The organism is Belliella filtrata, from assembly GCF_022549775.1.
GTDB lineage: Bacteria > Bacteroidota > Bacteroidia > Cytophagales > Cyclobacteriaceae > Belliella > Belliella filtrata.
Genome location: NZ_JAKZGP010000033.1, coordinates 23832 through 43643, shown reverse-complemented (window position 1 = coordinate 43643; position 19812 = coordinate 23832). Strand labels below are relative to the sequence as shown.

The 19812-nt window shown below is 37.5% G+C and carries 18 protein-coding genes; 7 read left to right on the top strand and 11 right to left on the bottom strand.

Annotation, left to right across the window (positions count from 1 at the left end; translation table 11 throughout):
- The first annotated feature begins 1 nt into the window (after position 1).
- Complete coding sequence (gene lptB, locus MM239_RS12870) at positions 2 to 742, top strand: LPS export ABC transporter ATP-binding protein (protein ID WP_241348656.1); 741 nt, start codon at positions 2 to 4, stop codon at positions 740 to 742.
- Positions 742 to 2277: a GH3 auxin-responsive promoter family protein gene (locus MM239_RS12865; RefSeq protein WP_241348655.1), complete on the top strand. Its 1536-nt coding sequence runs from the start codon at positions 742 to 744 to the stop codon at positions 2275 to 2277. Before lptB ends, MM239_RS12865 begins: the two co-directional genes overlap by 1 nt.
- On the opposite strand, the gene MM239_RS12860 is transcribed toward MM239_RS12865, so the two are convergent.
- The gene (locus MM239_RS12860) at positions 2272 to 3495 is read right to left on the bottom strand and encodes an ABC transporter permease (RefSeq protein ID WP_241348654.1); all 1224 of its coding nucleotides are present in this window, start codon (positions 3493 to 3495) and stop codon (positions 2272 to 2274) included. The two genes, MM239_RS12865 and MM239_RS12860, sit on opposite strands and share 6 nt — an antisense overlap.
- A gap of 12 nt (positions 3496 to 3507) precedes the next feature.
- Positions 3508 to 3891, bottom strand: a complete 384-nt coding sequence (rbfA, locus tag MM239_RS12855) for a 30S ribosome-binding factor RbfA (protein ID WP_241348653.1) — start codon at positions 3889 to 3891, stop codon at positions 3508 to 3510.
- Between the two features lie 91 nt (positions 3892 to 3982).
- On the opposite strand from rbfA, the gene MM239_RS12850 reads away from it, so the two are divergent.
- The gene (locus MM239_RS12850) at positions 3983 to 5383 is read left to right on the top strand and encodes a hypothetical protein (protein ID WP_241348652.1); all 1401 of its coding nucleotides are present in this window, start codon (positions 3983 to 3985) and stop codon (positions 5381 to 5383) included.
- Positions 5384 to 6060: 677 nt separating this feature from the next.
- On the opposite strand, the gene MM239_RS12845 is transcribed toward MM239_RS12850, so the two are convergent.
- The 3 genes from MM239_RS12845 to MM239_RS12835 all read right to left on the bottom strand — a co-directional run bounded on the left by MM239_RS12845 (position 6061) and on the right by MM239_RS12835 (position 9390).
- Complete coding sequence (locus MM239_RS12845; protein ID WP_241348651.1) at positions 6061 to 7413, bottom strand: FAD-dependent oxidoreductase; 1353 nt, start codon at positions 7411 to 7413, stop codon at positions 6061 to 6063.
- A 21-nt stretch (positions 7414 to 7434) separates the two neighbouring features.
- On the bottom strand, positions 7435 to 8733 hold the full coding sequence (gene kynU, locus MM239_RS12840) for a kynureninase (RefSeq protein ID WP_241348650.1): 1299 nt from the start codon (positions 8731 to 8733) through the stop codon (positions 7435 to 7437).
- A 144-nt stretch (positions 8734 to 8877) separates the two neighbouring features.
- Positions 8878 to 9390, bottom strand: coding sequence for a 3-hydroxyanthranilate 3,4-dioxygenase (locus tag MM239_RS12835; protein ID WP_241348649.1), 513 nt, complete (start codon positions 9388 to 9390; stop codon positions 8878 to 8880).
- A 108-nt stretch (positions 9391 to 9498) separates the two neighbouring features.
- On the opposite strand from MM239_RS12835, the gene MM239_RS12830 reads away from it, so the two are divergent.
- Positions 9499 to 10488, top strand: coding sequence for a dipeptidase (locus MM239_RS12830; protein WP_241348648.1), 990 nt, complete (start codon positions 9499 to 9501; stop codon positions 10486 to 10488).
- Positions 10489 to 10799: 311 nt separating this feature from the next.
- Here the strand turns inward: MM239_RS12830 and MM239_RS12825 are convergent, their stop codons facing one another.
- On the bottom strand, positions 10800 to 11006 hold the full coding sequence (locus MM239_RS12825; RefSeq protein ID WP_241348647.1) for a hypothetical protein: 207 nt from the start codon (positions 11004 to 11006) through the stop codon (positions 10800 to 10802).
- A gap of 347 nt (positions 11007 to 11353) precedes the next feature.
- Between MM239_RS12825 and MM239_RS12820 the strand changes: the two genes are divergently transcribed.
- Positions 11354 to 11971, top strand: a complete 618-nt coding sequence (locus MM239_RS12820) for a thiamine pyrophosphokinase (protein ID WP_241348646.1) — start codon at positions 11354 to 11356, stop codon at positions 11969 to 11971.
- Positions 11972 to 12001: 30 nt separating this feature from the next.
- On the opposite strand, the gene prmC is transcribed toward MM239_RS12820, so the two are convergent.
- Positions 12002 to 12841 carry a peptide chain release factor N(5)-glutamine methyltransferase gene (gene prmC, locus MM239_RS12815; RefSeq protein WP_241348645.1) on the bottom strand — a complete coding sequence of 280 codons (840 nt, stop codon included), beginning with the start codon at positions 12839 to 12841 and terminating at the stop codon, positions 12002 to 12004.
- A 366-nt stretch (positions 12842 to 13207) separates the two neighbouring features.
- The gene (locus tag MM239_RS12810; protein WP_241348644.1) at positions 13208 to 13492 is read right to left on the bottom strand and encodes a hypothetical protein; all 285 of its coding nucleotides are present in this window, start codon (positions 13490 to 13492) and stop codon (positions 13208 to 13210) included.
- A gap of 318 nt (positions 13493 to 13810) precedes the next feature.
- Between MM239_RS12810 and MM239_RS12805 the strand changes: the two genes are divergently transcribed.
- Complete coding sequence (locus MM239_RS12805) at positions 13811 to 15001, top strand: RsmB/NOP family class I SAM-dependent RNA methyltransferase (protein ID WP_241348643.1); 1191 nt, start codon at positions 13811 to 13813, stop codon at positions 14999 to 15001.
- 211 nt (positions 15002 to 15212) lie between these two features.
- On the top strand, positions 15213 to 16241 hold the full coding sequence (pheS, locus tag MM239_RS12800) for a phenylalanine--tRNA ligase subunit alpha (protein ID WP_241348642.1): 1029 nt from the start codon (positions 15213 to 15215) through the stop codon (positions 16239 to 16241).
- 187 nt (positions 16242 to 16428) lie between these two features.
- Here pheS and MM239_RS12795 read toward each other — a convergent pair whose 3' ends face one another.
- From MM239_RS12795 to MM239_RS12785, 3 genes are all read right to left on the bottom strand, one after another.
- Entirely contained in the window at positions 16429 to 16686 is a 258-nt protein-coding gene (locus tag MM239_RS12795) for a hypothetical protein (protein ID WP_241348641.1), read from the bottom strand.
- A 635-nt stretch (positions 16687 to 17321) separates the two neighbouring features.
- A complete protein-coding gene (locus tag MM239_RS12790) occupies positions 17322 to 18515 on the bottom strand; it encodes a class I SAM-dependent methyltransferase (protein ID WP_241348640.1) in 1194 nt (397 codons plus the stop codon).
- A gap of 1 nt (position 18516) precedes the next feature.
- On the bottom strand, positions 18517 to 19506 hold the full coding sequence (locus MM239_RS12785) for an aspartate-semialdehyde dehydrogenase (protein ID WP_241348639.1): 990 nt from the start codon (positions 19504 to 19506) through the stop codon (positions 18517 to 18519).
- Between the last annotated feature and the right edge of the window lie 306 nt (positions 19507 to 19812).

Sequence of the window (19812 nt, the reverse complement as noted above, 5' to 3'; positions counted from 1 at the left end):
TATGAAAGTACTCAAAGCTGACAACCTTGTCAAAATATACAAAGGAAGAAGAGTGGTCAACAACATCTCTGTGGAGGTAAAACAAGGCGAAATCGTAGGGCTTTTGGGCCCAAATGGAGCTGGTAAAACTACCTCGTTTTACATGATTGTAGGTTTGATACAACCAAATGAAGGGCAGATTCATCTTGATCAGGATAATATCACTGCACTTCCAATGTACAAAAGAGCACAGTTGGGTATTGGCTATTTGGCGCAAGAGGCAAGTGTTTTTAGAAAATTGTCTGTAGAGGAGAATATCATGGCTGTTTTGGAAATGAAAAAAATGACCAAGGCAGAGAGAAAAGAGAAAGTAGAGAGCCTTTTGGAAGAGTTTTCCCTTACTCATGTGCGAAAAAATTTGGGGATGGTGTTATCAGGAGGTGAGCGAAGGAGGACGGAGATAGCTAGGGCATTGGCCGTGGACCCAAAGTTCGTCCTATTGGATGAGCCATTTGCAGGGGTCGATCCCATTGCAGTAGAAGAGATACAGACAATTGTCGCTAAGCTCAAAAACAAAAATATCGGCATTCTGATCACTGACCACAACGTGAACGAAACGCTTTCTATTACGGATAGGGCTTATTTGATGTTTGAGGGGAAATTGCTAAAAGCGGGTACAGCAGAAGACCTTGCAGCGGATGAGCAAGTAAGAAGAGTATATCTTGGACAACATTTTGAACTGAAACGAAAAGTCTTTAACTGATGGAAGTAGTCAATACTTTTATGACCTGGATTTTTAAAAACCGAATAGGTCAAATTAATAATTTCAAAGAAAACCCAATAGCCATTCAAGAAGAAATTCTTTTTGAATTAGTAAATGAGGCTAAAAGAACTGAGTTTGGGAAGAAGTATAGCTTTTCAGAAATGAAAACCTATGCAGACTTTGCTTCCAAGGTTCCCATTCATGATTATGAACAAATGAAGCCTTACATTGAAATGACCATGAAAGGTCGTCAAAATGTAATTTGGCCTACAGATATAGAGTGGTTTTCCAAATCTTCAGGCACTACTTCTAGCAGAAGTAAATACATTCCAGTATCCCAAGAAGCCTTGGAAGAGTGCCATTTCAAAGGAGGTAAAGACATGCTGTCAATGTATGTCAACAATTATCCTGATAGTAAACTTTTCTCTGGAAAAGCCTTGACAATCGGTGGAAGCTTATCTAGCAATCCTCTTTCTAATGAGTCAAGTAGTAAAGTAGGAGACGTATCTGCAGTGATCACACATAACTTACCGATATGGGTACAGATGGCAAGGACTCCTAGTTTGGAGACTGCATTAATGAATGAGTGGGAGGCAAAGATAGAAAGGATGGCCAGAGAAGTGATGGATGAGAATGTCACTAGTATTTCAGGGGTGCCTACTTGGACAATTGTATTGCTTCAACGAATATTGGAGTTGAAGGGTGCTAATAATATTCTAGAGGTTTGGCCAAACCTTGAAGTGTTTTTTCATGGAGCTGTTGCTTTTGGGCCATATAGAGGATTATTCAAAGAGTTGATCCCTTCAGAAAGGATGCGCTACATGGAGACTTATAATGCATCTGAAGGCTTTTTTGGGATTCAAGATCAAAAAGATTCTGATGAATTACTGTTGATGCTAGATTACGGGATTTTTTATGAGTTTATCCCAATGGAAGAGTGGGATAATGAGCATCCGAAGGTAGTTCCATTGACAGAAGTTGAGCTAGGTAAGAATTATGCGATCCTGATCACAACTAATGCTGGACTGTGGAGGTATAAGATCGGCGATACAGTCAAGTTCACGAATTTACACCCATATAGAATCAAGATTTCTGGTAGAACAAAGCACTTTATCAATGCCTTTGGTGAAGAAGTGATCGTAGAAAATGCGGAATCAGCCATACAAGTAGCAGCTGAAGCTACTCATGCTACAATTACTAATTTTACAGCTGCGCCAGTTTACTTTGGAGATTCCAAATCGAAGGGAGCTCATGAATGGATCGTGGAGTTCAATAAGCTTCCAGATGATAGAGAAAGGTTCATTAACCTGCTGGATGAAGAGCTTAGAAAGGTTAATTCTGATTATGACGCTAAGCGATATAAGGACTTAGCCCTGACAGCCCCAAGGGTTCATGTGGTAAATGAAGGTGTGTTTGAATCATGGATGAGGTCTAGAGGAAAGCTCGGAGGACAAAATAAAGTGCCAAGACTTTCCAATACCAGAGAGTATGTCGATGAGATTCTTCAGATGATCAAACCTGCCCAAGCGTCATAGGTCTTTGGGTTTCACCTTGGATGCAATTACAGCAGGTCTGTAGGAAGCAACAAAGGTAATAGAAATCACAGCAATGCTTGTCCACAAAAAGTCTGTCCAGATCATTTTCACGGGATAGCTGTCTATAACCGAAGAGCTGATTCCTAACGTGACAAGGCCGTAGGTGTCCTGAATCCAACAAATAAAGTAGCCAAAAAACAATCCTATTGCAGCTCCTGAAAAAGCAATGATAGCCCCCTGTTTGATATAAATTTGTCTGATAAGCTTCTCGGTCGCACCCATGGCAAAAAGTACAGCTGTATCTTTTTTCTTTTCGATCGCCATCATTGACAGAGAAAAGAAAATATTGAATGAAGCCACAGCTAAGATAAAAGTCAATGTAATAAAGACAAAGAGCTTCTCAATTTTGATTGTTCTAAGTAATCCTGCATGCTGCTCATCAGTGTCTTTTACTGTAAACTCCTCGCCAAGGAGTGTTTTCAATTGTTTTTTGACGGATGAAATATTTGTCCCTTCCACTACTTTTACTTCTAGGGAAGTTCTTTTGTCTCCATAATTTAAGAGACTTTGTACAAAGGAAAGCGGAGCAATGATATAGTTATCATCAAACTCTTTTTCAATACTAAAAAACGCTGTGGGCTTGATTACTTGTCTTGAATACAACTGTCTGGGATCAAGTGTCCCAGCATTTCGTGGGGCTTTTGGGTAGAACACTTGCAATAGTTCATAATCATTATCAAGGTCTATAGATAAATAAAAACCAACCCCTCTACCAATGATTGCCTTAGGCTGGTCTTCGTTGCCTAAGTCCAAATTGCCCCATAAGTAACCTTTCTCAAACCTTCCCTGATCGAGATAATTATCACTAACGCCTTTGATGCGTGCCAAATGCTGGTAATCATCGTATTTGAAGAGAGCATTGTCTTCGATAACCTCGGTCAAGACATCAAGACCTTTTACAGCTTTGATTTGATTCAAAAAGTCTTCATTTACAGCAAAGGATTTTCCTTCACTTGCTTCTATCTTTAATTCGGCATCAAACGATGCATACAATCCCCTCACCAAATCTTCTAGGCCATTGAATACAGAAAGCACAATGACCAAAGCCATAGTACCCACTGCCACTCCGATCATGGAGATTCTGGACAAGATGGTGATGAAGTTTCGCTTTTTCTTGCTGCGAAAATACCGGGATGCTATAAAGTAAGATAGATTCAAGGATTGTATCAATTAATCTTCATCTCCTTCTTCATCCTCTTCATTTGCCTCGGGGATATCGAGCGAAGAGATTATTTTGTCCATATGCTGGGCGTAGGAGGCCGATTCGTCCATAAAGAAGGCAAGCTCAGGAATGATCCTCACACTTTTACCTATGCGAAGCCCTAAGTGTTTGCGAAGTTCTTTCTTATTATCATTGATTTTCTCAAATAGCACCTCATTATCTGCCAGTAGAAAACTAAGGTTGATTTTGGCAACACTCAAGTCAGGGCTCATCAAAACCCTTACTACTGTCACCATAGCATTTCCTACAAGATGTCTAGCTTCTTTTTGAAATATTTCTCCAAGTTCTTTTTGAATAAGTTTGGAATATTTTTGTTGTCTTTTACTTTCCATATTAATATTTGTTGGTACAAATTTAGTGATTTAAATGAGTTAGCTTTAATTTCGTGCGTTCCGATTCTCACACCTTATCAATTTAAATCCTTTGCTACGTTTTTTTAAGATCAACGACCCATTCAGATTATTAGGCATATTAGTGCTTCTTTTGATTTATAGTGGTTTTTATTACTTAGTCCTTGGAGCGCCCATTACGCAGCCAGAGCTTATTTGGATGCTAGTAGGAGAACGGTTAGCTGATGGCTTTCATATGTATACGGATGTGATAGATGATACAGGTCCATTGTCGGTTGGAGTCTACTGGATATTACATGAAATCTTTGGGAGAAGTTTCTTTGTCTATAAGATGCTTGCCTTTCTGATTGCCATATTTCAGATTACCTATATCAATACGCTATTTATTCAATACAAATCATTTGATGAGAACACCTACATTCCAGCAGCAGTGATGTTGGTGCTGTTTCATCTATCATTTGACATGCTAGTATTGTCTCCAGCATTGATGGGAGGTACTTTCTTGGTGTTAGCATTAGGGCAACTGTTTGCACAGACAGTTCTTCAAAAAGAAGGATCAGACTCTGTGCTATTGGCAGGCGTATTTGGAGGAATTGCTGCCTGTTTTCATTTCCCACTGATTATTTTTCTGCCGTTTTTGGTTGTTTCAGGTATAGCCATTAGCGGTTTTACATTTAGGCAATTTTTATTGTCACTTGTTGGATATTTTTTGCCTTTGTCTCTATGCGCTTTGTATTATTTTTGGATAGATGCCCTGCCAGAGTTTGTGTTTGAGTATATTTTTGCTTCAAGGGTAGTGGATGTATATCCCCACGTGACAATCTTAGCATTGATAGGAATATTTGCATTGCCGCTATTACTAGCTGTCATTGGTTATTTTGTTGGTGTTTGGTTCAAAGTGATCACCGTCAATCAACAGAAACAAAGGCAATTGTTATTTGTGTATGTGATTTTTGCAGTTTTATCTATTTTGATCACTAATAGAAGAACACCTTATCAATTCGTGATAATCATTCCTAGTTTGACATACTTTATTACACAAATATTTGTGTATGTGACACAGCGAAAGGCCTTGTTGGTTTTTACTTTTTTGCTTTTTGTAGGAGTGCCATTGTCAGGGTATTTGTGGCTTGGTTTGACTAAGCAATCGGGACTTTTGGATCAATACCAACTGAAAGTTGAACAGAAGCATCAGATTTCTAAAGGTAAAAAGGTGTTGGTTTTGGGTAAAGATACGGCCTATTACTGGGAGTCTCAGCCTGCTACACCCTATTTGAATTACAAATTATCAGATAGGATTCTAAAAGATTTTGATGACTTGTCCGATATGGCTGGAGTTTATCAACAGTTCTTGCTAGAAAAGCCAGAATTGGTGATAGATCAAGAAGGAACATTCCCTGCATTGCTAGAAAGAATTCCTCAGCTTGGAGATATGTATCATGTTCAAGGTGTTGGTATTTATGTCTTGAAATAATTATATTTTATAGACATTCCTTTAAATGCTTTTTTACATTGATAATTGTTGAAATCTGCTCATTTTTATTCTTTTTTTGACAGTTTGGATAATTAATTCTTGTCCAAATTTAATATTTGTAAATTTGAGTAGTAACCTTCATCTCAGTTGACCAAAATTTTCTTTTGAAGGATAACTATTTTTCGGTTGATTTGTCCATGAAAATTTTAAAAAACTCATTTACAGAGATTTATCCACAAAGCTATATTTGCAAAAAATACTGTAAACATCAGTAAATGAATGACTTACAGTGTTGTGTAAATGTTATGTGGATAAGTTATTGAAAATGTGGATAAAAAAGTCTTGCATTTTCACATCTTTGAATGCGTTCAATTCAGGGCTATTTGATTTTGAAAATAGGTTAATTTTCCGTTATGAAAATTTTTATAATTCTGAGATGGTTATGTTTTGAAAAGTTAAAAATTTTGTTTGTGTATTTTTGAGTAGTAAACGAGTGATTGGAGACTGTTTTCTAGGAAGTCACGATCAATAGTGAAAATCTACTACTATTCAAAAAATACAATTTTTTAATGTTAATCCTTTAGGTAATGATCAAGATGGAAATCAAAAAGAGCCTTAGAATACCTTTTGTATGGGGAAAGGTTCTAAGGCTCTTTTAATAAAACGTAGTAGAAAGCTTATATGGCTTTTGCAGCATCTAATTGATCTATGATATCTTCATAGTCAAGCTTGTCCCAGTTTTGGGTTATCAGTGGATTTGCCATTACTTTATCCATAATTTGTTCTTGCAATTTACCTTGTGCATATGCCTCTGCGTATGGCATAGTACTAAAAGTGACCATGGTATAAAGTGGAACCCAATCTTTAGGATACAAAGCATGGAGTTTAGCTTCGATCTTTTTCCTAATTAGGAATTTCGGATCAGATACGGCATCACGCATTTCTACAAAATTCTCTAATGCCAACTGACAAATAGCATCTGTGTCTGGTTTACGTTGTTTTTGGAATTTGGCAAATACAAGTTCCCATACATTGGTTCCAAGTTTGTCTATCAGACTGTCTAAAATAAACACATCTTCAAAGCCACAGTTCATGCCCTGCCCATAAAATGGAACCATGGCATGAGAAGCGTCTCCGATGAGTAAGGCCTTACCTTGTACCCAAGGATAGCATTCTATATTGATTAAAGCAGAGGTCGGATTTGTGAGAAACTCATCAGCTAGGTTTGGCATAAGTTGATAAGCATCATCAAAGTAAGTCTTGAATACTGCGTTGACATCATCCTGATCATTGATTTTTTCAAAGCAAACTTTCGTGCCTTCAAAAGGCAAGAATAATGTACAAGTGAAAGATTTGTCAGGATTAGGAAGTGCTATAAGCATAAACTTTCCCCTTGGCCAGATATGAAGTGCATTAGGGTCTAAGGCAAACTCACCACTTGCAGTAGCAGGTATGGTAAGCTCCTTGTATCCATGAGTGATGTATTCTTGCTTGTAGTTGAACCTGACTTGCTTCTGCATGGCCATGCGGAGGGAACTATAGGCGCCATCAGCACCTATGATCACACTTGACTCAATATCTTTAACCTCATTATTGTTGCTGAAAGTCAAAGTATTCTTACTTAAATTGACATCATCACATCTATGCGCAAATGCCAAGTTTACACCTGCATTTTCAGCTTCGTCTATAAGAATCCTATTGAATTTGCCTCTAGAAATGGAATATATGGCTTGATTGTCTTTCCCATAAGGGATAAAAGAAGTCTTTCCATGTTCATCATGCACCTTTCTACCATACATTGGAATGGCTAGGGGCATAATTTTATCTTTGAGTCCAATTTTTTCCAAGGCTCTCCATCCTCTATCACTCAAGGCCATATTGATAGACCTTCCTTCTTCTTTATATGCTTGCTGCCTATTGTCAGCCCTTTTTTCAAATATAGTTACATCCAATCCTCTCTTCTTGAGATAGATACTCAAAAGAGAACCTATCAATCCAGCACCTAGGATGCTAATTTCATTTTTTTTCATGATTTGTAATTCAGGTGTCGCTTAATTATAAGCGAATTTTTTAAGGGATAGTTTCAGGATCTCTGCAAACTTGTAAATATCTAAGAAACTGTTATATAGTGGTGTTGGGGCGATTCTAATGACGTTTGGGTGTCTCCAGTCTCCTACGATTCCTTCTTGATATAGCTCATCAAACACCGCTTTACCACCTTTATGAATCAGCAAAGATAATTGACAACCTCTTTCTTTCGTGATTTTTGGGGTAATTATTTCGATAATTCCCGAGCTTCCAGATACTTCTTTTATCAAATACTCCAAATATTGCGTTAATATTTCACTTTTTGCTCTTAAGTTTTTTATACCAGCCTCCTCAAAGATGTCTAAGGATGCTTGATGTGCAGCTAGGGCAAGTACATTTGAGTTAGCAAGCTGCCAACCATCTGCACCATACATTGGCTTAAAACCTTTCTCCATTTTGAAACGCTCTCCTTCATCATGTCCCCACCAGCCTGCAAATCTGATCAAGTCAGGTCTTTCAGCGTGATTTTCATGTACAAATATCCCAGAAATATTCCCTGGGCCGGAATTCAGGTATTTGTAACTGCACCAAGTGGCAAAATCAACGCCCCATTTATGAAGAGACAAAGTTGCATTGCCAGCGGCGTGGGCTAAGTCAAAACCTGCCAAAGCTCCTACTTCATGAGCCGTTTTGGTGATTGATTCCATATCGAAAAGTTGACCTGTGTAGTATTGAAGTCCACTCATCATTACCAGTGCCAGATTTTCACCATGTTTCTTTATGGTATCAACTATATCACTTGTCCTCAAAGTATGCTCTCCTTCTCTTGGTAATAGCTCAATGATCACTTTATCAGGGTCTAATCCTCTGAATTTGACTTGAGTTTCTAGCATATACATATCCGAAGGAAAAGCCCCTGCTTCTGTGATTATTTTGTACCTCTTATCTGTAGGTTGGTAGAAAGACACCATAAGAAAATGAAGGTTGGAACTTAGATTATTCATCGCTACGACTTCATGCTCATGAGCCCCTACAATATTTGCTAAGGCTGGTTTAGACTTTTTTCGCACATGATACCAAGCATCCTCACCATGAAAATGGCCATCTACAGCCATTTCTCCCCAATTGTGCAACTCTCTTTGTATGTAACTTTGAGTGCTTTTTGGCTGTAGACCTAGAGAATTCCCGCAGAAGTATATAGCTTCTTTTCCATTTACTTTTGGGAAAATGAAGCGGTTTCTAAATGCCTTCAAAGGATCATTTTCATCCATTCTATTTGCAAATTCCAAACTATTTTCAAATCTAGTACTACCTGATATCATAGAAATATAGAGGGTTTATATTGAACCTATTATTGCAAACTACTTGCTACATAATAAGTTCTTTTTCATCGAAATATTAATTAGGGGATTGTATAAGTTTGATTTGGATCATCTTTTTTATGTAAATGAGTCAAAGTAGGAACTTTATTTTATCATCACAGTGCCGCAATTACTGCATGTGGTGTGTTTTGGACTGGACCAAAAGCGTTCCATGATTGGAGGGAGTTGACTGACGATATCTGTGATTTCTGCATACTCTTCATAGAGCTTGTTTCCACATTGCTCACAGTGCCAGATGAACCCGTCTTTTTCTCCAGCTCTTCTATAGCGTTCAAATACTAAACCGATAGTGTTTGCAGGACGTCTAGGGCTGTGTGGGACTCTTGCTGGAAGCAAAAAAATCTCCCCTTCCTTGATAGTGATATCCACAGGCTTGTTTTCTTCTATGATTTTCAAAGTAATATCACCTTCAATTTGGTAGAAAAACTCCTCGCCTTCATTGAAGTGATAGTCTTTTCTAGAATTTGGGCCACCTACTACCATAACAATAAAATCATCGTTTCCTTTGTATACCTGTTGATTGCCGATGGGAGGTTTCAGTAGGTGTCTGTTTTCTTCAATCCACTTGGTGAAATTGATGGGTTTTGATACTGGCATAGGTTTGAAATTGAAGTTATACTTTATTTGAAAATCAAAAGATGCCTAAAAGTATGAAAAAACTATCATTTTTAAGTTTCTTTGAATATTCAAAGTATATGAACAAATATGAAACTGCCTATCATCGACACACATTGTGACCTACTTTCATACCTGGCTAAAGTTCCTAAAGCAAAGGCGGACAAGGTTGAAGACATTGCTTGCGCGATTCCCTTCTTGGATGCTGGGAATGTCAAACTACAAGTTTTGGCTATTTTCACTGACGTAATACCAGGAAGTATGGATTTTGCGGACATGCAAGTGACAAAATTTGAAGAGTTGCTTCGAGAGTTTTCTCAAGAGGTTACATATGCTGATAAAGCTCATTTGAATGCACTGAACGAGACGAGTAAAATAGGTTTTGTTGCTGCAATAGAAAGTGCTTCTGGCTTAGCAAATGAAAATGTTCCTATTCAAGTGGCTTTAGACAGGTTGGATCAGATTTTGACAAAGGTGGGTAGACTCGCTTACATTAGTCTCACGCATCACAAGGAAAATCGATTTGGAGGAGGTAATTATACCGAAGGTATAGGTCTTAAGCCGGATGGTAAAAGGTTGTTGGATCATATGGTGGGTAAACAGATTGCTATAGATTTGTCTCATACCTCAGATTTGCTAGCTGAAGGGATCCTTAATCACATAGATAGAAATGGACTAGAAATTCCAGTGATCGCAAGTCACTCAAACTTCAGAAGTATTTGGAATCATAAAAGAAACCTTACAGATGAATTTGTTAAAGAAATCATCCATAGAAAAGGAATTGTTGGTATCAATTTCTTAAGGGCTTTTTTGAATACAGAAGATCCCGATGGCATCTACGAGCACATACGATATGCATTTGAGACTGGGGTAGGAGATCAGGTGTGTTTTGGGGCGGACTTTTTCTACACAGTCGGTTTCCCAGATATCGGAAGGGTACCATTTTATTTTCCCAATGTGGAAAACGCCAGTAAATATCCCGAAATCTTGGCTACACTATCTGAAGAACTGAAGCAAAATCAACTTGAGAAATTAGCTTTCAGGAATGCACAAGAGTTTTTCCTGAGAGCTTGGAAGTGAAAATATTTAACCCTAAAAGAAGACTGAAGATCAACCAGTGGGATTCAGGTTGTTTTTAGAAAAACTTATGATGTAGTATTATTTAGTAATGTCAAAAAGCTGAAATTACAGTAACGATAACTATTTTTACCGTCAATGAAATAAAAAAGACGATGTTCATGATTTATTCTTCTTGCCGACAAGCCAGTCCCTGGATGTTCTTCTAGTTCTGCTATTAGTTTCTTAAGTTTTTTTAAATAAAGATTGATTTCCTGATTTCAAAATCTTTTCTTTATCCTTTATCGCTTCAGGACTGTAAACAATTATAAATTTCATACCCTATCTAAAAGCTTGCTAAATATTTCTTCGGGGAAAGGAGTCGACTTAACTTTTCCAGTTTCAATGCCCTTTTTTCTTCGAAGGATTTCCTTAACATTCTTTGGGTTATCAAAAAAAGGATCACCACTTGGTGAAGGGTTTTCATTTAAGACATCTTGACCCGTGACAACTTTAAAGTCAACGCGCACAGCTTCAATCATTTACTTCACTAAATCAAGCTTTGATTTATCCTTAGTTTGGATTACGATCTTTTCTTTAATATGAATTTACAAATTTTAAAATGATTTTTGTTTCAAAACGATGATGTGTAAATATTTATATTTAGGTTTAATCATTAATTTGTATGTTTATCCAGATAGATTCAATACCATACAAAGTGATTTCAAATTTTAATGGAAATATGACCTGTCACCTTCGGGCAAGTAGGTAGTAGATTATTTGTTCCAGTTTTTCGGAATTGGTTCAAAAGTTATTCCGTATTCAGTTGATATACTTCTTATGGCGTTAAAGCGGATGATTGCATTAATCAATTAAATTCACAAGCAACATGTCTTCCCACCATTTTGTAAAAGAACAACAAGAGCCAGCATTATTGATTTTGAGTACAAAAGGCTTTGGTTATGAGAGTATTGCGCCTCTTTTGGAATGGTCACCTACTGTATTGGTAGCACAAGAAGAGGTACATACAGTGATTTCTTGGGGGATCAAAATTGATTTGATCATAGCAGGCACGGATTTCCAAAAGAATAATTACAGCCTGCTGGAAGAGCAATATCCGGTGAAATTTTTGGGAGTCAGCAGCGAAGATTTTCTTGATGAAGGGTTACAATATTTGATTGCAACCAAACATGGTGCAGTCAATATCATAGGTTTTTCGCACAAGCAAGTATTCAGTCTCGAGGATAAACTTGATCACTTAGATATGGTAGTTTGGGATGCACCTATGCGCTATTTTCCCGTAAAGAATGGTGAGTTTAAAAAGTGGTTTGCAGGAGAAAGTTTGCAATTGCATGCTCCAGAAGGGGCTTTTGTGGAGGTGAAAGAGAACGATGAAAACCAAATACATTCCATTACCTACGCCACCTTTATAGAAGTAGGTGAAGGTTTTGTTAATTTTAAGTCAAACAAGGTTTTTTGGATTGGTGAATTTGTTATGGATTATTAGGATGATTGTTATTTCAACAATAAAAGGAGATTATCTCAAAACAGCCCTAACCATTCGGTTTTTCCCATTCAAATCTCTCAAGACAATCACTTCTCCATAACCCATTCCTACAAGAAGTGCCAGCACATCACCGCCAAGGGCTTCATTGATTTCGAAGTATAGTTTCCCTCCGTTTTTGAGACATGATTTTGCTTTTTGTGCAATCACATTATAAAATATCAAAGGATCATCATCATCTACAAAAAGTGCTAGATGTGGCTCATGATTAAGCACATTTTCATGCATTAATGTTTTTTCTGATTCACATACATAGGGAGGATTGCTCACGATGATGTCTAGTCCGACAACAGGAATCTCTTCATTCAAGATATCTACTTGGAAAAATGCGACACTTGCACCAAGTGATTCTGCATTTCTTTTTGCTACCTTTAGTGCATCTTCACTTATATCAATTGCAAAGAGTTGAGATGATGGGATTTCAAGATTCAAACTTATGGGGATGCATCCCGACCCAGTTCCAATATCTAGTATGCGAAGATTGAGCTTTTTGTTATCCTTTATGATTAAGTGAACAAGTTCCTCTGTTTCGTTACGAGGGATTAATACGCTTTCATTTACTTCAAATGTTCTCCCATAGAATGGCGCTTTTCCTAATATATACTGAATAGGTTTTTTTTCTAAGAGATTGCTAAGATTGGCTTCTAGGGAAGGAGGTATTTTCTCTAATGTTTTATCTAGTAAAATATCTTGCCTATTAATATCAAGTGAATCTTCCAACAACCACATACTTAAGCTTTCAGCTTCTTGTTTGTCGTAAATTGAATTAAGTTTTTCAGCATAGTTTTGAAACAGCTGTTTAAGGGAAATCATTTAATTATTGTGCTTGGATTTTTGAATAAATACGTAAAATAAGATTGTTCCGACTCCGTAACATACCACATCCCAAGGGTCTGCTGTGTATGTGCTTGACTTTCTGGGTAGAAATATCTCAAATATAAACGAAAAGTAAACCCAGCCTATTATCAATTGTTTTTTTGAGAATCTAAACTCTTCTTTCAAAGGATGGATCCAGCGGAATATTTGAAGTGTAATACCAAAGATCACTGGCATAGCCAATAAATCATCCAAATAGGCATGTACCCATGGTAGGTGTATTTTCCAAACCCGTTCTATTGCTTGATTTACCCAAAATACAACACAACAAAAAATGAATAGAGGATTTTTTAAAACTGACATTTAACCTGGAAGTGCGGCAATTACCCAAGCAAGAAATGTAATAATCGCCATGTAAACGGTGTAAAAGAAATTGCCAATCTTTTTCATTCCTTTGACGAAATCACTATCAGACTCTTTGATGTAGAAAATCCATTGTTCTTCATTGGCTTTTGTATCCCTATCCCTTTGCTCTTTGTAGGCCAGGTCTCTACCGCCGAGTGCCTGACCGCAATGTTCACACTTGTCGTTTATATCTGTAGTCCACTTGGACCATTCGCCACAATGAGGGCATTTTTTTTCTCCCATGATCAAAATTAAAGCTTATTGTTGAGATTCACCTACTGTTTGCTAAGTGATTACCATAAATTACCGATTGGCTTTGGAATAACCTACAATTCAATAACTGAAAAATTTCAGTCTCATTTTAATTGAAAGGGTGTAAAACATAACATCAAAATATGCGAGTATACGCTAATTTCAAATGTACTTAAATTAAATTTAGGTAATTAAGTTCGAGTTTGTAAGAGCAAAGATCAATCCATAATCAAGACTATTATTTCGTTTTTTTGATTTTATCCAAATTCTTTTTATTCTTCCTATCTTTGCAAGTTCAAATTGAGCAATATGAAACTCCACACCAGTACAGTCAATGGCGTAGTTACCGCTATTGATGAAATATTTAAAAATAACAAATACGCAGATAAGGTTATCGAGCGTACCCTAAAGTCTAACCCTAAGTGGGGTTCAAGAGATAGAGGGTTTATAGCTGAGTCAGTATATGATATGGTTCGGTGGTGGAAATTGATCAATGCAGTGAGCCCTTCTTCGGATACATTTCATCTTTTTGGAACATATTGGTTACTTCAAGGGAAGATTCTTCCTGAATGGAGAGAATTCAAAGGTATCAATCCAGAGGTAGTAGAAAGAAAGTATAAAAAAATCACTGACAGGGCTACCCTCCAGTCTATCCCAGATTGGCTTGATAAAATGGGGGAAGACCTTCTCGGATCAAAATGGGATGCTGAGATCATAACACTTAATACTCAGGCTGATGTGGTGTTAAGAGTAAATACCCTAAAGATCACCAGAGAAGACTTGATGAACAGGCTTGCTAAAGATGGAGTGGAGACTTATGCTCCAAAAGGCTACAAAGATGCTTTGGTACTAGGGCAGAGACAAAATGTATTCAAAAATCCTGCTTTCAAAGAAGGCTTGTTTGAAGTACAAGATGCTTCATCTCAACTGGTAGCGCAAGCTTTGGAAGTAGAGCCTGGAATGAGGGTAATAGATGCTTGTGCAGGCGCAGGAGGAAAGGCACTTCATCTTGCATCTCTAATGGAAAACAAAGGAAGAATCATAGCGATGGATACAGAGGCTTGGAAGCTTCAAAACACCAAGTTGAGGGCCAGGAGGAATGGAATAAGCATCATTGAACCAAGGGTGATCGAAGGTAATAAAACGATCAAAAGGTTGAAGGCTTCAGCAGATAGACTTTTATTAGATGTGCCATGCACTGGACTTGGGGTTTTGCGCAGGAATCCTGATACAAAGTGGAAAATCACACCAGAATCAGTTCAAAAGGTTCAGGACATTCAGCAAGAGATTATACAGTCTTATTCTGCAATGCTCAAGCCAGGAGGCATCATGGTGTATGCTACTTGCAGTATTCTACCAAGCGAAAATCAAGATCAAGTAGAGAAGTTCTTGGGCTCACCAAATGGAAGTCAATTTGAACTCATAGAAGATAGCAAGGTATTGGCACAAGAAAGTGGCTTTGATGGCTTTTACATCGCCAAATTAAGAAGAAGGGGATAATTATTATATACCTTAAATCCGCAAGACAATGTTGTATTTGATTGATTGATAGTGACAATAGACCTTCCATGTTTCACTCGATCATTTCTAACAACTGATTGGAAGTAAAGAAAAACCCTAAAGGTCTGCGGATTTTAGGATATAATTAAACAAAACACCTTTCATTCAATCAGATTCTTTTAGATTTGTGTTTAAAAAAATTCTTGACCCAATGCAACAAGAAAAAATAGATATTATAAAATCCCAAATAGCTTCAGCTGATGCAAGTAATGCAGAACAGCTCGAAGCTTACCGGATGCAATACATTAGTAAAAAAAGTGTAGTTGGTGAGCTTTTCGCTGAAATGAGGAACGTACCAAATGAAGAAAAGAAGGCGTATGGCCAACTGATCAACGAGGTAAAAATACTTGCAGAGGAAAAGTTTCAGGAACTCATTGAAAGAGTCAATAGCAGTCAAAATCAATCAAAAAATCAAGATATTGACCTTACCCTACCTCCTAGCAATGTTTCTGTAGGAAGCGTACATCCATTGACAGCTACGAGGCAGCGTATTATTGAGATTTTTGAAAGAATAGGGTTCAACTTGTCAGAGGGGCCTGAGATAGAAGATGATTGGCATAATTTTACAGCTCTGAATTTCCCGGAAAATCATCCAGCGAGAGAAATGCAAGATACCTTTTTCATTGAAAAGGGACCAGATATTGCTTTGAGAACACACACTTCGTCTGTTCAAGTGAGGGTAATGGAAAATCAAAAGCCACCGATTAGAACTCTTTCTCCAGGTCGGGTGTATCGTAATGAAGCGATATCTGCAAGAGCTCATTGTATATTTCACCAAGTAGAGGGATTGTATGTTGATGAAAATGTAGGTTTTTCGGACTTGAAGAATACACTATATCATTTTGCAAAAGAGATGTTTGGTAAAGAAACAAAAGTAAGGTTTAGGCCTTCTTATTTCCCTTTTACAGAGCCAAGTGCAGAAATTGACATTTCTTGTCAGCTTTGTGGTGGAGCAGGATGTAATGTGTGTAAAGGTACCGGTTGGGTAGAAATAGGCGGCTCAGGAATGGTTGATCCAAACGTATTAGAGAATTGCGGAATAGATTCAAAAAAATATACAGGATTTGCTTTTGGTATGGGAATAGAAAGAATTGCCATGCTTAAGTACCAAATTAAAGACCTGAGATTGTTTACAGAAAATGATATTCGGTTTCTAAAGCAGTTTAAGGCGATGACTTAAATTTCAAATTTAGCTGCACTAAAATTCATTTCTTAAGACCTGCCAGATGGGGTGTTAAATTTGATATTAATTTAGTTGAAATTTTTTCGTTCCATTTTAGCACTTTCAATCTTTTAGACAAGGTAGTCTGGCCAATGTTATCTGTTGTCCAACTTTTAACATTGGCCACATTTATTGATTGAAGTGCCTACTTTGTTAGCTTACCTGTGAACGCAGCAAGGCATAGGTTGGTGATCCCAACCATCGGGTTTGCTTGGATGTAGTTTTTGTATTTCCCAAATGCAGATTCTATTATATCTGAACTGCACAGTAGGCTTTCCAAACGGTCTTCTGGGCTGCCATCCATGGTTTTTTGAATATGCTCTGTAAGCTCCTTTCCAAACCAGCAAAGTCTGAGAGCATTGCAATGAGCCAATACTTTCTTACATTCCTCAAATGTATCCATGGACAGTCCTTGGGTTTTAAGGATCAGCTGTATTTGGTTGAGTAAGGACAGCTCATTGATAAGCCCTCTGTATCTCTCTGCCCAGTTTAAATTTCTCTTCTTCTTATGAAATGTTTTCGGAGCATTGTCCTACACGTTCAATACGGTCATTCCCCAATCAGATATGGGTCTCAGGTTCATAAAAAGTAAGTTTGCCCTTTGGGCGAGAGTAGATAGGACATCTTCCCAAGCGCCTAGGTGCCCCTCAAATGAGCAAGCCGTTTCGTGTACGCTTTAAATTCCAGGTCAGAAAGCAGTCTAAAATCAAGAGAATATTGACTTCTATGGGAAAGGTATGTCCATTCGTCAAAAAGACAGACAACTAATAGATTAAATCTTATGAAATTATACTTTTCCTAGGTAGGGCTCTTCTCAATAACAAGGAAAATACACAAAAAAAGAAAATTAGAACTTAGTTCAAGCCCTGCGTTTTAATTTCTAAGTAATTTTCCAAGAAGCCCTAAGTATTTAGGATGTTGAAAAATATATACTCCAAGGTTCAAATTTACCGCGAGAGATAAAGATCCCTAACCTGTAACTGTTAAAGGGCCACTTGATTCAAGTGGCTTTTTTTGTGTTTATCTTTTCAAATGAGTTTACAGCAGTTCAGTTAAAATCAAACGGTATTTTTCTCCGACTTTTGTCCCAATTAGAAATTGATCTCCCCCGTCTCTTAGCTTGTACTTTTTTTTGAGTTCATCTGCTGATAGCAGGTAGTTTCTGGTGATTACATTTACTTTTCCATCCAAAAACATATTTTTCAACTCTTTTTTTGGACTTTCAATAGATTTTAGAACTTTAAAAACTTTTCCGGGGATACTCTTTTCTGATAAATGTTGAGTAGTATACAGGTGACTGTTTGCATGTAGTTTTTTCAGGCTAAACTGTGAGCCAAATGTCTTAAATGCGCCAGCTTTCATGATGCTTGCCATTGGCTCGATGATTAACGCTTCAATATCGCCAATTTCATTTTGAGATAGATTTTCTTCTTCATGTGTGAAGTTGAATTCCTTATTTCCAAGAGGGTGAAGATCTATGCAGCTAATCTGTATTGGTTTTGATTGTGTTTTAGATTTTTCCCATAAAAGGAGGACTTCTTTGACTTCGTTTTTTACGGATACAATCCATACTTGTTGAATCTCAGAGATCTCTGTGATAGCTTGTTTGATGTCTAGCATAGGAGAAGCTTTGATCAAAATGCTTGCTGTTTTTGATTTCAAAAGGCTCCAATTTGATACCACATTAGGCTCACAATCCGTGAGTTTATATAGTTTTTGGTTGTTTTCCCCTCTCCTTGCCGGGTCTAAGTAAATCAAATCAAACTTATCAGGTTGGTTTTCAAGAAAGGTCAAACTATCTCCATGAACGATTTCGAACTTTTTCTTATCTAACTGACTGAAATTGTGCGCAGCAAGTGATGCGAGTGCCTCTTGCCTTTCACAGTAAATGGCTTTTTGGAAGTTTTTGGATAAAAAATAAGTATCTACTCCAAGACCTCCTGTTAAGTCAATCATTGATTGACCGCTTAGCAAGTTGGATTTGAATTGGGCAGTTTCCTCAGAGGAAGCTTGCTCCATAGAAATGCTAATCGGAAAAAGTAATTTGGGGTTATTGGTCCAAGTCGGAATTTTGTGTTTTGCTTTCTGTCTTGCTTGAATTTGCTGAACTGCGAATTTGAGATCAAAATCCGTTTTTCCGGCATACTTTAAAAGCAAATGTGCAGGATCTTCAAGGAGATGATCCTGCACAAATTGTCTAAATGATTCCGTATCGAACTGGGATAAATCCAAATTAAACCAAGTTGTGATCTACTAGGTATTTTGCAATTTGAACAGCATTAGTAGCCGCTCCCTTTCTTAAGTTATCAGCTACGATCCACATGTTCAGTGTGTTCGGCTGGGACTCATCTCTTCTCAACCTTCCTACAAAAACCTCATCTTTCTTATGCGCTGTGAGTGGCATAGGATAGATATTGTTTGTAGGATCGTCTTGTACAACTACCCCAGGAGCAGAAGCAAGTAATTCACGTACTTCAGTTAAATCAAAATCTTTGTGGAACTCTACATTTACAGACTCGGAGTGTCCCCCCATAGTAGGGATTCGAACTGTAGTAGCAGTTACCTGTATACTTTGATCATTGAAAATCTTTTTAGTTTCATTGATCATTTTCATTTCTTCCTTGGTGTACCCATTTGGCTGGAACACATCGATATGAGGTAATACGTTCATGTCGATTTTATGAGGGTAGACCATTTCAGCTTTTTCGCCAGCTCGCTCTGACATCATTTGGTCTACGGCAGCTTTTCCAGTACCTGTTACTGATTGATAAGTAGATACGACTACTCTTTTGATACCATATTTTGCTCTAAGAGGCTCAAGAGCTAGCACCATTTGGATTGTCGAGCAGTTTGGGTTTGCGATGATTCTATCATCAATTCTTAAATCTTTGGCATTGATTTCTGGAACCACCAATTTCTTGGTAGGATCCATTCTCCATGCTGAAGAATTATCCACCACGATTGTGCCTGCTTGAGCAAATTGAGGTGCCCATTCTTTTGAAGTATCGCCTCCAGCAGAAAAAATTGCGATGTCAGGCTTCTCAGAAACAGCCTGTTTTAGTCCTATTACCGTATACTCCTTACCCTTGAAAGACATCTTTTTCCCTGCGGATCTTTCACTTGCGACCAAGAGTAATTCATCAAATTGGAAATTGTGCTCTGCCAGCACTTCTAGGATTTCTGAGCCTACCAATCCGGTTGCTCCTACAACGGCTAGTTTCATTTTTAAGATTTTAAAATTGATTTTTTTGTAATGTTGCGCAAAGGTACGGTAAGATTTTTCAAAATGAAGAGTTTGATGCCGATAATTGACTATCCTTCAAATAAATGTCAGTTATTTTACCATTTTTTAGAATAAAACCTTCTTAGCCGTTTCAATTACCGTTTAATGATTGGCTTTTGGCTATATTCGTTTATGAGGATGTTCCAAGCTGTATGGAGTTTCTTTGCTTTTGCCATACTAGGTCTCAGTATGATTTTATCTTCAGAGATTTTGGCTTAGGTTTAGGATTTTGTAATCGTAAATCAT